Source organism: Kitasatospora sp. NBC_01287, assembly GCF_026340565.1.
Taxonomy (GTDB): domain Bacteria; phylum Actinomycetota; class Actinomycetes; order Streptomycetales; family Streptomycetaceae; genus Kitasatospora.
The window spans coordinates 8118968-8133007 of the sequence record NZ_JAPEPB010000001.1 but is presented as its reverse complement, the minus strand read 5'-3'; the positions used below and the strand labels follow the sequence as shown (position 1 = coordinate 8133007).

Here is a 14040-nt window from a genome sequence, read left to right as displayed (position 1 = left end):
GCCAGTCGGCGCGACGAGTTCACGGCTGTCAACCGATGGATGGGGGCCTTGTGGCCTGGGCTCGTTCGGCCTTGAGGAAGGCCAGCAGAGCTGCGGCAGCGGGGCTGGTGAGGTCCGGTGGGTGTTCGGGAAGTACCACAGTGACGGTCACGGGCGGAAGTTCGTCGTGCTGCCGGGCAACGCGTGCTGTCGAGCCGTCAGAGCGCCGTTGGCGCGGCGATTCAGGCCGCGGCCGGCGATCCTCGGCCGGCGAGGTGCCTGACATGTCAGCTCCGGTCCGAGGCGGCGTGCTGCTGGAGGAGTTCGGTGAGGGCTCCGGCTGCCTGGTTGACGACCACGGAGTTGCCGAGCAAGCGCAGGCGGGCGGTGCGCAAGATGCCGGGCACAGTTGTCCACCCGGGCGGGGTCCCCATCACCCACTCCACGAACACCGGTGACAGGACGGGCGTGCCGGTCCGCCCCGGGACGGTGGGCGGGGGCGCCGGGCGGCCGAGTATGTCCTCCCAGCGGCGGATCGCCGACTCGTAATCGCCCCAGTCGATATGACCAGAGGTCAGGTCGCGCGATCCGGCGGGCGGCCGAGGGCGGCAACGGCCGAGGGCAGGGAGAGGTCGCCCTTGGATCCCTTCTGGCGCGGACTGCCCTTGGCACCGTCGCCCGCCAGCGGGGTGGGCAGCAGGACGCACGGAGCACCGCGGCGGCATATCGCGCCGTACTCCAGCGTCGTCATCGCGGCCAGCTCCGGCTGTTCGGGTCCCTGGGCGGTCATGGTGGTGGCGTCGGTCGGCGTCAGGGTGAGGGCGACCTGAGTGCGCAGGTTGAGGCCGCGGGCGAGGGGGTGGGTGCGGTTCGGACCCGTCGAGTCGGAGGCGGTGGGGGTCACCAGCAGGCGTGCCGGGGTGGGCGGCGAGGAGGAAGAGGCGGTCGCGGCGGTGAGGGGCTCCGACGTCGCTCGCTCGTAGGCAGCGCCACGCCAGGTCGTACCCGCTCGCGGCCAGGTCGGCGGCGACGGTGTCGAGCCCGCGTCGGCGCAGGGCGGGGACGTTCTCCACGAACACGAGTCCGGGTCGAAGTATGCGAACGGCACGGGCGACGGTATGCCACAGGCCACTGCGGGTGCCTTCCTTCAGGCCGGCTCCGCGTCCGGCGTAGGAGATGTCCTGGCAGGGGAAGCCGGCGGTCACAATGTCCACCGGCGGGACCTTGTGCCAGTCGATGGCGGTGAGGTCGCCGAGGTTGGGGACGTGGGGGAAGCGGTGGGCGAGGAGCAGGCTCGCGGCGGGGTCGTTGTCGGCGCACCAGGCGAGCCGGGCGGGCAGGACCTGTTGGACGGCGAGGTCGAGGGTGCCGATTCCGGTGCAGAGGCTGCCGATCCGCAGGGCCGGCTCGGGCGACGGGATGGGGCCCTGCGGGCCGGGAGTGCCCGGCCCGCAGGTGAGAGTGGGGCTCACGCGACCGTGCCCTTGGCCGAGTTGGCGGCGTGGTCGGTCGGGTGAGCGAGTGTCCGGCGGTCGCCGGGTTTGGTGAAGACCAGGACGTCCTCGTGGACGATCAGGTGCATGGGGATGCCGGCGGCGCGGGCGGCGCGGATGTTGGTGAGTTGGAAGAAGGAGGGGCGGGCGAGGAGTTCGCCGTCGCGGACCGCGGCCAGGAGGGCGATGCAGCGCTCGACGGGGGTGAGGCCGGCGTTTTGGCCAGCGGCGATGATGGCGGTGGGGAGGTCGACGAGTTCGCCGTGGTGGCGCCAGGGGCGGGCGGTGACCGCGACGTGGGCGCCGGGGGCGAGCAGTGGCAGGCAGTTGGTGAGGATGGCGGTGAAGGCGTCCAAGAGGTGGTCGGTGGAGGCGTGGGCGAGGTTGGCGGGGTGGGCGCCGTAGGTGGCGTTGAACTTGGCGATGCCACCGCGGTGGGTGTCGCGGGTGGGGCGGACCCGGCCGTGGACGGAGGCGCCGTAGGGCGGGGAGGTGAGCAGGAGCTGGACCCTGCCGTGGTGTTCGGGGTCGAGGAGGGTGTGGGTGTGGCGGGCGTCGCCGGTGGTCACGGTGGCGGTGCCGGTGGCGCCTCGGGTGCGGGCGAGGTGGAGGTTGGCGCGGGCGGTGGCCGTCCAGCGGCCTTCGAGCTCGATGCCGAGGGCGTTGCGGCCGAGGTCGACGGCTTCGATGAGGGTGGTGCCGATGCCGCACATCGGGTCCAGGACGAGCTGGCCGGGGGCGGTGTAGGTGGAGATGGCGTGGGCGGCGATCGCGGGGAGCATCTTCGCGGGGTGGGCGGAGGAGGCGGGGGTGTAGCGGTCGCGGCGCTGGCCGGCGGCGGTCTTCTGGGCGGTGACCCACACGGAGGTCGGCAAGTCGGCGAGAGTGACCGGGGTGGTGGGGCGGCCCGGCTCGCGGGGCGGCGGCACGGGAGCGGTGCGGAGCTGGTTCATCGCGGTCTCCTCACAGGGGCTGGCGGCGGGGCTGACAAGCGGAGGTGACGGCTGGTCAGGACTTGGTGAGGACCAGGAGGTCGTGGTGGGCCAGCAGGTGGCGGCCGGGGCTGGTGCGGGGGTGGTGGCAGGAGCAGCCGGGCCGGTGGCGGGTGGGCGCGGTGGGGGTGAGGCGGTCGTCGGTGGCGGTGGCTTCGACGGCGGCGATGTGCTGGAGGTAGATGAGGCCGGCGGCCTGGGCGTGGGCGGTGAGGTGTCCGGCGGTCTCCTGGCCGCTGCTCTGGCGGGTGGTGATCACGAGGGTGCCGCCGGGTGCGAGGGCGCGGGCGCAGGTGCGGATGAGGGCGGCGATCTGCCCGGGGGTGGCGGGCTGGTGCGGGGCCGCGATCGCCAGCTGGGCGGTGGCGTCCGGGCCGGGCCTGGTGGGCGGGGTGCCGGGGTTGCCTCGTCGTAGGACGGCCAGGGAGGCGAGCTGCGGAGCCTGGGTGTGGAGGGTGTCGTAGGCGAGGTCGGCGCCGTGGCGGGTGGGGGCGTGGGCGAGGACCTTGCGGCCGGTGGTGACGGCGGCGATCAGGCAGGCGGCGTTGCCGGCCTCGGGGACGTAGACGAGGTCGCCGCACTTGGAGAACGCGTCGATGACGCGCCGGGCGAGGGTGGGGCTGAGGCGGTGGGCGCAGGCCGCGTCGATCGGGGGCTCGCAGTGCGGGCAGCAACCGGTGAGCGGGCCGGTCAGCCAGACCGACAGCGGCACCTCGGTCGGTCGGGAGCGCCGGGGGCGGGGCGGCTTCGGGGCCGGGCGGGGCGTGGTCGAGCGGCGGGTGAAGAGGGCCTGGAGGACGGCGGGGCTCACGGGGCGGGTTGGCTGGTTCATGCGGGTTCGGCCCGACGGCCGCCGCGAAGACGCTGACACCTGGAGAAACCGGATTTCAGGCCCGTTTCTAACGGCCTGTCCATTCGACTGCGGATAAGTCATATCGCAGCCGGGTTCTCGGGCGGCCGCCGGAAGGGCTCGTCCGAGGTTTTTCGGGATTCTCTCCGGTGCCCGCATCTCCAACTCTCCCCCAGCCGTCGTGTGCTCGTTTGTGCTGGTCAACGGCATGCTGGGGCCGGGCTGGGGGTGCTCGTCCAGGGTGGGGAAGCCACCGGATCCCCAGCTGTTCCCCGCGTCGGCTCCTGGCTCTGCCCGGATTGTCTCCGGCCCGTCCCCAGGGCCTTGGCGAAACCGGTGCCGACGGCGAAACCACGCCGTCGGCAACCGAGAGGACGACCGCCATGCGAGAGAACACCACCGCCGCGATGGAGCCGCTGCAGGCCGTGGAGGAGGAGCTACACCGTCTGGTGGAGCGCTCGTGCCCGCTGACCCTGGTGGTCGGCGACCTGGATCCGGCGCTGCCGCAGCACCCGCTGGACATGGTCGCGCTGCGGGCGCTGCTGCTGCACCCCTCGATCGGCTACCAGACTCGCGGGGCGATCTGGGCTCGCCTGCTGAAGCTGACCGCAGCCCCGGGGTGGCGCGGTGAGGACTGGCCGACCGCGGTGTGCGCGATGGCGCTGCCGGGGCTTCGGCGGATCGCCGGGCGGCTGCGCAAGGAGGCGCCGGAGCTGGTGCAGGGCGAGGTGCAGCAGGCGATCCTGGCCGGGTTCTGGGCGGCGGCGGTCGAGCTGCGCGGACGGTTGGACTGCGTGGACGTGGGCCGGATTGCGGCGAGTCTGTGCTGGTCGGCGGACCGGGCGGCCCGCGCCTACCGGCTCGGCGAGCAGCGGCACGCCGAGGCCCGGGCGGAGCTGGACGAGCAGTCCGAGCAGCAGGTGGAGGTTCCGGCGGGCAGCCCCGATGCGGTGCTGGAGCGGGCGGTCGCCCGTGGAGTGCTGGGCCGGGAGCAGGCTGAGTTGATCGCGCGTACACGGCTGGAGGGGATGCCTGCGCGGGTGCTGGCGGAGCGGGCCGGGATCAGTGTGGAGGCGATGGGGATGCGCCGTCACCGGGCCGAGCTCAGGTTGGCCAAGGCCGTGCGGGCCGGTCTCCTGAGCGACTGACGTCCGGTGTGACTTTCTCGACCGGGCGTTAGACACGCCGTCGAATCCCGGTTTTCAGAGAGTGAAAGGGCGCCGCCGACCGGCACGGCGGCCGCTGTCTCGGATCCGCCGCAGACGCTGACACCGCTGCCCCGTCCACCATCCGCGCATGAGTGGAGGTGACGGCCCACGGAGCTCCGAGACGGCCTCCCGCTACGGCGGCGCCCTCTCCCTTTGACACGAGCGGTCGCACCCGCTCCCCCGTCCCCACCGGCTGGAGCCCCCATGCCCCTACGGCGTCCAACCCATCCCCTCGCCTCTTCGGCCGTCGTCAGCGCGCTGGCGGTACTGCTGCTCCTGGGCCCGGCCACGGCTGCGGACGCAATCGCGCCGCTGGCCGTCCTGGCCGCGCCGCCCACGGTCGACCAGCTGTTCGCGAACATCACCACGTGGATCACCGGGATCATCGCCACGATCGCCACCACCTTCCTGACCTTCGGCGGCCTGCGCTACCTGCTGGCCGGCGGCGACCCGGGCGAGGTCGAGAAGGCCAAGGGCGCGCTGAAGGGCGCCGGGGTCGGCTACATGATCGCGATCCTCGCCCCGGTGATCCTGGACATCCTCAAGGGCCTGGTCGGCGCCAAGTGACTCCCGCCCAGGGCCACTCGGTCCGGTGGAGGCTGCGGTCCGGGACGGCAGCTGTGCTCCTCGCCGCCGCCCTCCTCTGTGGGCAGCAACCCGCCCTCGCGGATCCAAGCGGCCCGGGCCCAGCGCCGGGGGCAAGTCCCGCGCCCGCACCGTCCCCACCCGGGACGGACGGACCGCGCCCCGCCCCGAGCGGTCAGCAGGTGACTCCGACCCCAGGGTTGATGCCTTCGGCTCCGGTCAGTGAGCCCGCGCGGCCGCTGCCGACCCCCACCTCGTCGCCCGGGCCCGCGCCGGTGGCGCCGGCCGACAGCGGCACCAGCACCGGCGGTGGCGGCGACTCAGCGTCGTTCTGGGACATCCCCGGCCAGATCCGCGAGGCGATCACCGGCTGGCTGGCCGACCTGATCCGGCCGTTCGTCGAACCGCTGTTCAACACGCTGATCGAAGCCCTGCTGACCACCGTCAACCCCGCCGACCAGCCCAGGATCAGCGAGCTGTGGGAGGCGATGCGGCTGCTGGCGACCGCAGGCTACGGCCTGTTCGTCCTCGCCGGCGGCCTCACCTCGATGACCCACGGCAGCCTCCAGCAGCGCTGGTCCGCCCGCGACCTGCTGCCCCGCCTGGTCCTCGGCATCGCCGCCTCCAACCTCTCGCTGACCATCTGCTCCACCACGGTCGAGCTGACCAACGCACTCGCCTGGGCGATCTTCGGCAACGGGGTGAACGCCCACGACGTGGCCGGCACCCTCGTCGGGCTACTCCTCGCCCAGCTCACCAACACCGCGGCGCCCTACCTCGTCGTCATCCAGCTCGTCGCGACCACCCTGGGCGCGACCCTGCTGATCACCGTCCTGCTGCGCACCGCCGCCATCGACGTACTCACCGTCGCAGCCCCGCTGATGCTCGCCTGCCACGCCCACCCCGCCAGCGACGCCATCGCCCGGCTCTGGTGGCGCGCCTACCTCGGCTGCATGGCCACCGAGGTCGCCCAGGCCATCGCGCTGCTGGTGTGCGTCAAAGCCCTCCTCGACCCCGACAACTACGGCCTGGTGCCGTCCGACGGCAGCACGCCCCTGCTGAACCTGCTGCTCCTGTGCTGCGCCCTCTACCTGCTCATCAAGATCCCCTCCTGGATCCGACGCATCGTCACGACCCCCGCCCGCGCCATCACCGGCAGCACCCAGGGCCCGCGCCTGCCCGGCCTGCGGGTCCTGCGCAAGGTCGCCCTCGGCGCCCTGGGGATGTCGCTGGGCCCGTACGCCTTCGGCGCCCACCTCGCCGGACGCGTGCGCGGCACCCACGGCACCGGTGCGGCAGCCTTCCGTGCGGCACGGGGCGGCGCGGGCGGCCCCCGCCACGGCCGGGGAGGCCCGCGCCGCAGCCACCCCGGCGGCCCGGGCCCCGGTCCCGCCGCGCCTCCCGGCGGACCGCCACCACCGCCACCACCGCCACCCGGCGGCGGCCACCCCGGCCCACCCCCAGGCCGCCCGAGCTCGCCCGGCTACCGGTGGGGACGCCCGCGCCGCCGCACCGCGAACAACCATCTCGACACCCAGCAGCCCCCCACTACCCCCGCTCTGCCACCCACCCCGCCGGCACCGCCGCCCACTTCCGGCGGCACCGGCCCCGCACAGCCCCCACCCAGCGGCCCACGCAACACCAACCGAACACCACCCTCGCCCGGACCACCGCCCCCACCCCCGCCGGCAGTTCGGCCCACCGCCGCCGCGAACCTGCGCCCGGCCCGCGCCAATCTGCCACCCGCGCTCCCCCGCCCCGCGCCGCTTCGCCCGCCCCTGGACAACGACCCACCACCCAAGTCCCGCCGAGGAAGGAGACCGCGGTGAGCAACCGCCCCGACCACGACGAACCGTGGGCCTCGCTCGTCAAGATCCCCGCAGACGTCGACAAGGACGACACCGTCCTTGGCCCCTTCACAGCCCACCAGAGCATCCAACTCGGCGCCATGGCCATCATCCTGTGGGCCGGCTATCACGCCACCCGGCACCTCCTGCCACCCCTGCTCCTCGCCGCCCTCGCGCTCCCCCTCGCCACCACCGGTGTGCTCGCCGTCCTCACTCGCCACGACGGCCTGCCGCTGGAGCGCTGGCTGCTGGCCGCCTGGCGCCACCACCGTGCACCCAAGCGTCTCGTTCCCACCGGCGGCCTTGCGGACGTCCTGCCCTGGCAAGCCGACCTCCTCCGCCACCGAGCAGCACCCGAACGCATCGGGACCCTGACGCTGCCGGTAGCCGACATCGACAGCGATGGACTGCTCGATCTGGGCCTCGCCGGATGCGCGGCACTCAGCGAGGCCGGAACGGTCAACTTCGCGCTGCGTACCCCGCGGGAGCAGCAGATCCTGGTCACCGGCTTCGGACGCTGGCTGAACTCGCTGGCCGGCCCCGTCCAGATCCTGCTGCGCACCCGCCCCCTGGAGCTCGGCCCGCGCGTGGCGGCAATGCGCCAGGCAGCGCCCGCGCTGCCGCACCCACTGCTGGAACAGGCCTGCCTGGACCACGCCACCTTCCTCATCGACCTCGACCAGCGGCACGAACTGCTGGAGCGCCACGTGCTGCTCGTCCACCGCGAGCCACGCCTGGACGCCGCAGCGCCCGCGCGGGCCCTGCGCCGCAGCGAGGAGTCCATTGCGCTGCTGGCCACCGCCGAGATCGCCGTCCGGCCCCTGGCGGGCACCGCCGCGTTCGCCGCGCTCTCGGCCGCCTGCGACCCGCAAACACCCCTCCACCCCTGCCCAGCTCTGCCCCACGCCCCCGTCACCTCCGGAGAACCACAGTGAGAACAGCCCTCCTGAAGAGCCATCAGCAGGACTTCGGCGCAGGCCACGAGGGGGAGCCGCTGGGCCTGGGGCCGGACTCGGTCCAGGTCGAAGCGCGCCTGCTGTCGGTCGGCGACCTGCTCGCCACCACGCTGATCGTCACCGGCTACCCCGCCGAGGTCACCCCGGGCTGGCTGGACCCGCTGCTCACCTACCCCGGCCGCCTGGACCTCTCGCTCCACATCGAACCCGTCCCGCCCGCCGTCGCCTCCCAACGGCTGCGCAAGCAGCGCGCCCGCCTGGAGTCCAGCCTGCGCACCGGCCAACGCCAGGGGCGCCTGGAGGATCCGGAGACCGAAGCGGCCGCGGCCGACGCCGCCGAACTGGCATGGCGTGTCGCCCGGGGCGAGGGCAAGCTCTTCCGCGTCGGCCTCTACCTCACCCTCTACGCCAGCGACCACCAAGCGCTGGCCGACGAGGTGTCCGCCGTGCGCGCGCTCACCGAATCGATGCTCCTACGCTGCCAGAGCGCCACCTGGCGAGCGCTGCGGGGCTGGACCACCTGCCTACCCCTCGGTATCGACCAACTCCGCGCCACCCGCACCCTCGACACCGCGGCGCTCGCCAGCTGCTTCCCCTTCTCCTCCACCACGCTGCCCGCCCCCGGCCCGGACGACGAGCACGGCGTCGGCACCGTGCTCTACGGGCTCGACACCGCCGCCTCCGGCCTCGTGCTGTGGGACCGCTTCGCCCAGGACAACCACAACTCCGTCACCCTCGCCCGCTCCGGCGCCGGCAAGTCCTACCTCGCCAAACTCGAAGCCCTCCGACTGCTCTACCAAGGCGTCCAGGTCTTCGTGATCGACCCCGAGGACGAGTACACCCGCCTCGCCCAGGCCGTCGGCGGCACCCTGATCCGGCTCGGCGCACCCGGCACCCGGGTGAATCCGCTCGACCTCGCCACCGACGGCTCCGCCGACCAACTCACGCGCCGCGCGCTGTTCCTGCACTCCTTCCTCGCCGTCCTCCTCGGCCAGACACCCACCCCTGAGGAGAAGGCCCTGCTCGACACCGCGATCCTCACCGCCTACCGCCAAGCCGGCATCACCCTCGACCCGCGCACCCACACCCGCCCCGCCCCGCTCCTCGCCGAACTCGCCACCGCGCTCGCCGCCGCAGGACCGCCCGGCGAGGCCCTCGCCACCCGCCTCGCGCCCTACACCACCGGCACCCACCGAGGACTCTTCGACGGCCCCACCACCCACCAGCTGAGCGGACACCTGACCGTCTACTCGCTGCGAGACGTCCCCGAGGAACTGAAGACCGCGGCCACCATGCTCACCCTCGACGCGACCTGGCAGGCCGTCACCAACCCGGCCGATCGCAGGCCTCGCCTGGTCGTCATCGACGAGGCCTGGCTGCTGATGCGCGACGAGCACGGAGCCCGTTTCCTCCACCGGATGGCCAAGTCCTCCCGCAAGCACTGGGCCGGACTGTCCGTCATCACCCAGGACACCCCCGACCTGCTCGCCACCGACCTCGGCAAGGCCGTCGTCACCAACGCCGCCACCCAACTCCTGCTGCGGCAAGCACCCCAGGCCATCGACGCCGTGTCCGATGCCTTCCGCCTCTCCGCCGGAGAAGCCGCCTACCTCCTCACCGCTGCCAAGGGCGAGGCCCTGCTCTGCGCCGGGCCAGGACGACGCACGGCCTTCACCACCGTCGCATCCGACCTTGAGCACCAGCTCGTCACCACCGACCCCGCCGAACTCGAAGTGACACCGTGAGCGCTCCGACGCCGGGCGGACCGCTCGGCAACCTCCTCCTCGATCGGGCCACTTGGTGGGAGTCCGGGCTGAAAGCCGTCGCGTCGATCGGCTCGGCACAGTGGGTGGTGCTCCTCTCCTCGACGGCCGGCGCGGCCGCAGCCTTCTGCACGGCCAGGCGAGCGCTGCACCACAGGCAGCAGACGCGGCTCACCGAGGGCGGGACCGTGCTGACGGTCCTGTGCCCGCCCAAGGTCGACCCGGCCGCCGCCGCAGCCCTGTGGAGCCACCTCGTGGGCCTGCTCCGGCCCTGGTACCGACGCCTCTTCGAAGGCCAGCCGCACCTCGCCTTCGAGTACCACTTCACCACCGACGGCCTCACCGTCAGGCTCTGGGCGCCGGCCACCGTCCCGCAGACCCTGCTGCGGCGCGCCGTCGAAGCCGCCTGGCACGGCGCCCACGCCCAACCCGAACAGCTGCCCGTGCAACTCGCCAAGCAGAATCAGCGGTTCACTGCCGGCGGAACACTGCGCCTGGGCCGCCCGGAGATTCTGCCGCTGCGCACCGACCACAACACCGACCCCCTGCGCGCACTGCTCGGCGCGGGCCTGGCCCTCCACCACGGCGAGCACATCACCGTCAGCGTGCTCGCCCGACCCGCCACCGGCCGGCGCGTGCGCCGAGCCAAGTACCAACTGCGCAGCCTGCGTTCCGGCACCGGCAGCCCCAGCCGAGCCGGGCGGCTCCTCGACCTGCTCACCCACCAGCCCTCCCGCACCACCCTCACCGCCCACTCCCCCGAGCAGAGCACCGAACTACGGGCCGCCCTCGCCAAGTCCGTCGGGCCGCAGTGGGAGACGGCGATCCGCTACGCAGTCACCACCCCCATCCGAGCCATTCCCGCCGAGCCCGGCCGCGACGGCGAGGCAACCGAGCAGGCGCTCGCGCTGGCCCGAGCCCGGGCCCGAGGCCGCGCGCACGCCATCGCTTCCGCCTTCGCCGTCCACTCCGGCCGCAACTTCTACACCCGCCGCCGACTGCTCCACCCCGCCCAGCAGCTGGCCGCACGCCACTTCCCCCGCCGCGGGGACCTGCTGAGCATCCCCGAACTCGCCGCCATCGCCCACCTCCCCCACGACCCGGACGCCCCCGGCGTCCAACGAGCCGGCGCCCGCTCCATCCCGCCCACCGCCGCCATCCCTCTGCCCGGGCCGAGCGTCAAGCCGCTCGGCGTCGCCGACACCGGCACGTCGCGCCCCGTCGGGATCTCCGTCCCCGACGGCCGGCACCACCTGCACATCATCGGCGCCACCGGCTCCGGCAAGTCCACCCTGATGGCCACCATGGTCCTCGCCGACGCCACCGCGGGGCGCGGAGCGCTGGTCGTCGACCCCAAGGGCGACCTCATCAACGACCTCCTCGCCCGGCTTCCCGAATCAGCGCTCGGCCGGACCGTCCTCATCGACCCCGACGACCACGCCCACCCGCCCCGCCTCAACGTCCTGGAAGGCGCGGACCCCGGCGTCGTGGTCGACAACCTGGTCGGGATCTTCCGGCGGATCTTCACCGCCTTCTGGGGCCCACGCACCGACGACGTGATGCGCGCCGCCTGCCTGACCCTCATGACCTCGCGCACCGCCGGCCCCACCGTCACGCTCGCCGACATCCCCCGCCTGCTGACCGAGCCCGCCTACCGCCGCCGCACAACCGCAGGCGTCGACGACCGCGTCCTCCTGGGCTTCTGGACCTGGTACGAGCAGTTGTCCGAACCCGCCCGCGCCGCGGCGACCGGGCCGCTGATGAACAAGCTCCGCGCGTTCCTGCTGCGCCCCTTCGTCCAGCACGCCATCGCCTCCGGCCCCTCCACCTTCGACCTCGCCGACGTCCTCGACGGCGGCATCGCGCTGATCCGCCTCCCCAAGGGCGTGCTGGGCGAGGAGACCGCCCGCCTGCTCGGCTCCTTCGTCGTCGCCAAGACCTGGCAAGCCGCCTCCAGCCGCGCCACCGCCCGCGAGCAGGGCCGCCGCGACGCCGCCCTCTACCTCGACGAGTGCCACAACTTCCTCACCCTGCCCTACCCGCTGGAGGACATGCTCGCCGAAGCCCGCGGCTACCGCCTCAGCCTCGTCCTCGCCCACCAGCACCTCGCCCAACTCCCCCACGACCTGCGCGAAGGCATCTCCGCCAACGCCCGCTCCAAGATCGTCTTCAACGCCTCCCCCGAGGACGCCCGCGACCTCGAACGCCACATAGCCCCGCACCTCGCCGCGCACGACCTCTCCCACCTCGGCGCCTACCAAGCAGCCGCCCGCCTCGTCACCTCCGCCGCCAACGCCCCCGCCTTCACCCTGCGCACCACACCCCTGCCCGAGCCCGTCCCCGGCCGCGCCACCGCCATCCGCCGCTCCTCGCGCACCACCTACGGACCCAAGACCACCCACCGGAAGTGAGCCGCGTTGAACCCCATGCCCCCGCCCCGCCGCCGCGCCAACCCCGATCGCCGTGTCCCCCTCACGCTGCTCGCCCGACGCCTGACCAGCCGTGACATCTGGACCCTGGAGATGCTCCTGGAACACACCGTGCTGACCTCGACCCACCTGACCGACCTGCTCACCGTCTCTCGACGTTCCGTCAACCGCCGCCTGGCCACCCTCACCCGCCTCGGCGTCATCGACTCCTTCCGCCCCCACCACCGGCCCGGCTCCGCCCCCGAGCACTACGTCCTCGGCACCACCGGCGCGGCGCTGCTCGCCGCCCGCTACGCCACCACCCCGGCCGCCCTCGGCTGGCACCGAGACCAAGCCACCCGTGCCATGTTCTCCCCCTTCCTCACCCACGACACCGGCACCAGAACCTTCTTCACCCACCTCACCCGGACCACCGCGTCCGGCGAGCACCTCACCACCTGGTGGTCCGAACGCCGCTGCGCCCAGCTCTGGGACGACCTCGCCACCCCCGACGGCTACGGCCAGATCACCGGGCCCACCGGCAGCAGCACCCCGTTCTTCGTGGAGTTCGACACCGGCACCGAGTCCCTGCCCCGACTCGCCACCAAACTCGACTCCTACGCCGAACTCGCCACCACCACCCGCACCCGCCCCCTGCTCCTGTTCACCCTTCACAGCACCACCCGTGAGACCAACCTCCACCAGCGCCTGACCGGCCACCGCGCCCTCGACCACCTCGCCGTCGCCACCACCAGCCGCGACCAGCACCACCCCGCCGACGACGCCTGGCTCCCCGTCGGCCGGCCCGCCACCCGGACCCGCCTCGTCGGCCTCCCCGGCACGTGGCCCGCGAACCTGCGCCCCACCCCGGTCCTCGCCGCCGACGACGAACCGGCGGCCGGCCTCCGCCCCGACGCACGGCCAGCCGTCCCCGCGCCCGCGCCCCTGCCACCGCCCCACATCGACCGCTACTGACCCCGGGCGAGCGCCATGGAGTCGACCGCCGCCCGGATCGGCGCCGCGGCCGGGGCCGGGTGCCTGGCCTTCCTCGTCCTCGCCGCGGCCGCGGCCACCGCCGTCCTGTCCACCCTCACCGGCGGCCTGTTCGACTTCTTCGGCGGCGGCGCCGGTGCCGGCCCCAGCGCGCCGGCCGACATCCCGCCCCGCATGCTCGCCCTCTACCAGCAGGCCGCCCCCACCTGCCCCGGCCTGCCCTGGACCGTCCTCGCCGCCATCGGCAAGATCGAGACCGACCACGGCCGCGTCCCCAACCAGGTCTCGACCGCCGGCGCGGTGGGCCCGATGCAGTTCCTCCCCGGCACCTTCGACCAGTACACCACCCCCGTCCCGCCAGGCGGCGCCACCCCACCCACCCCCTGGGACCCCGTCGACGCCGCAGCCCGCCTCCTGTGCGCCAACGGCGCCCGCGACGGCCTCGACCTGCACGCCGCGATCTACGCCTACAACCACGCCGACTGGTACGTCGACGAGGTCCTCACCCAGGCCCGCGCCTACGCCAAGGACGCCCGCCTCCAGGCCGAGGCCGTCCTACCACCCAACCAGACCACCGCCACGACCATCGCCTACGCCCGCTCCAAGATCGGCACCCCCTACGAATGGGGCGGCACCGGCACCCCCGGCCACGGCTACGACTGCTCCGGCCTCACCCAAGCCGCCTACGCAGCTGCCGGCGTCAACCTCCCCCGCGTCGCCCAGGACCAGTACAACGCCACCCTCAAACTCCCCTCCACCGCGCCGCTCCTCCCCGGCGACCTCCTCTTCTACGGCGCCGACCTCACCAACATCACCCACGTCGGCCTCTACACCGGCGACGGACAGATGATCGACGCCGCCCATACCGGCACCCCCGTCCGCACCGAACCCGCCCGCCACCCCGACGACCACTACCTCGCCGCCACCAGGCCCGCCCCGTGAACCGCACCACCCAGGTACGCAGTC

Annotated in this window: 11 protein-coding genes and 1 pseudogene; 8 read left to right on the top strand and 4 right to left on the bottom strand. The window is 73.5% G+C overall.

The window, feature by feature from the left end:
- Positions 1-553 precede the first annotated feature (553 nt).
- From OG455_RS34730 to OG455_RS34715, 4 genes and pseudogenes are all read right to left on the bottom strand, one after another.
- The gene (locus OG455_RS34730; RefSeq protein WP_266301103.1) at positions 554-883 is read right to left on the bottom strand and encodes a hypothetical protein; all 330 of its coding nucleotides are present in this window, start codon (positions 881-883) and stop codon (positions 554-556) included.
- 19 nt (positions 884-902) lie between these two features.
- A pseudogene (locus OG455_RS34725) lies at positions 903-1451 on the bottom strand (DNA cytosine methyltransferase); the annotation flags it as partial.
- Positions 1448-2425 carry a TRM11 family methyltransferase gene (locus OG455_RS34720; protein WP_266300262.1) on the bottom strand — a complete coding sequence of 326 codons (978 nt, stop codon included), beginning with the start codon at positions 2423-2425 and terminating at the stop codon, positions 1448-1450. The gene OG455_RS34720 and the pseudogene OG455_RS34725, both read right to left, overlap by 4 nt.
- Positions 2426-2480: 55 nt before the next feature.
- The gene (locus OG455_RS34715) at positions 2481-3275 is read right to left on the bottom strand and encodes a hypothetical protein (protein ID WP_266300261.1); all 795 of its coding nucleotides are present in this window, start codon (positions 3273-3275) and stop codon (positions 2481-2483) included.
- Positions 3276-3697: 422 nt separating this feature from the next.
- Between OG455_RS34715 and OG455_RS34710 the strand changes: the two genes are divergently transcribed.
- The 8 genes from OG455_RS34710 to OG455_RS34675 all read left to right on the top strand — a co-directional run bounded on the left by OG455_RS34710 (position 3698) and on the right by OG455_RS34675 (position 14016).
- The gene (locus OG455_RS34710) at positions 3698-4462 is read left to right on the top strand and encodes a hypothetical protein (protein ID WP_266300260.1); all 765 of its coding nucleotides are present in this window, start codon (positions 3698-3700) and stop codon (positions 4460-4462) included.
- A 264-nt stretch (positions 4463-4726) separates the two neighbouring features.
- On the top strand, positions 4727-5089 hold the full coding sequence (locus OG455_RS34705) for a pilin (RefSeq protein ID WP_266300259.1): 363 nt from the start codon (positions 4727-4729) through the stop codon (positions 5087-5089).
- A gap of 221 nt (positions 5090-5310) precedes the next feature.
- Positions 5311-6936, top strand: a complete 1626-nt coding sequence (locus OG455_RS34700) for a hypothetical protein (RefSeq protein WP_266300258.1) — start codon at positions 5311-5313, stop codon at positions 6934-6936.
- A complete protein-coding gene (locus OG455_RS34695; protein ID WP_266300257.1) occupies positions 6933-7889 on the top strand; it encodes a PrgI family protein in 957 nt (318 codons plus the stop codon). Before OG455_RS34700 ends, OG455_RS34695 begins: the two co-directional genes overlap by 4 nt.
- Positions 7886-9655 (top strand): VirB4 family type IV secretion system protein, encoded by a 1770-nt coding sequence (locus OG455_RS34690; protein ID WP_266300256.1) that lies wholly within the window; start codon positions 7886-7888, stop codon positions 9653-9655. The genes OG455_RS34695 and OG455_RS34690 overlap by 4 nt, the downstream gene beginning before the upstream one ends.
- A complete protein-coding gene (locus tag OG455_RS34685) occupies positions 9652-12084 on the top strand; it encodes a type IV secretion system DNA-binding domain-containing protein (RefSeq protein ID WP_266300255.1) in 2433 nt (810 codons plus the stop codon). Before OG455_RS34690 ends, OG455_RS34685 begins: the two co-directional genes overlap by 4 nt.
- A 15-nt stretch (positions 12085-12099) precedes the next feature.
- Positions 12100-13056 carry a replication-relaxation family protein gene (locus OG455_RS34680; protein WP_266301059.1) on the top strand — a complete coding sequence of 319 codons (957 nt, stop codon included), beginning with the start codon at positions 12100-12102 and terminating at the stop codon, positions 13054-13056.
- A gap of 15 nt (positions 13057-13071) precedes the next feature.
- On the top strand, positions 13072-14016 hold the full coding sequence (locus OG455_RS34675; RefSeq protein ID WP_266300254.1) for a C40 family peptidase: 945 nt from the start codon (positions 13072-13074) through the stop codon (positions 14014-14016).
- The last annotated feature ends 24 nt before the right edge of the window (positions 14017-14040 follow it).